This window comes from Xenorhabdus innexi (assembly GCF_002632485.1).
Taxonomy (GTDB): Bacteria; Pseudomonadota; Gammaproteobacteria; order Enterobacterales; family Enterobacteriaceae; genus Xenorhabdus; species Xenorhabdus innexi.
This window is the reverse complement of sequence record NZ_NIBU01000260.1, coordinates 1-472: the sequence shown is the minus strand read 5'-3', so window position 1 is coordinate 472 and position 472 is coordinate 1. Positions and strand designations below refer to the sequence as shown.

Sequence of the window (472 nt, the reverse complement as noted above, 5' to 3'; positions counted from 1 at the left end):
CCCGTTTTTAATCATAAAAACGGACTCCAGCTTGTCATTGCTCGGGTTCACCACGGTAAACTGGTTCGCCCGCACCGCAAAGTGAGTTTCCACTTTGCCATTCTTCACCTCCGCCCCGACAGCCACCCCGGCTTGGTAAAACTGGCCCTTGTATTTCACCCCGGCGCCGATGTCATAAATTCCGTACCCGTTACCGTCAATATCAAATACGGCAGTGGCTTTGGTCTGCACGGCAGCGGCATTCTCCCCCACGTCGACCTGGACTTTTTCCAGCTTTTCAGCCAAGGCCTGACGGTCAGTTAACTGGGTGGTTCTCACCTCCAGTATCTCCGCCCGCATCTCGCCGTTTTCTTTCAGTTGCCGCTGCACGACCGCCCCGGTCAGGGCGGCATTTTCCAGGGCGGCTTCATTGGTAAAATCAATCTGCGATTGCAGGCGTTTCCCCGTTTCCGCGCTCAGGAACTGATCCCCG

The 472-nt window shown here is 55.9% G+C and carries 1 protein-coding gene; it reads right to left on the bottom strand.

What is annotated here, in order from left to right:
- The coding region (locus tag Xinn_RS21485; RefSeq protein WP_153043447.1) for a DUF1983 domain-containing protein at positions 1-472 on the bottom strand (472 nt) is incomplete at both ends.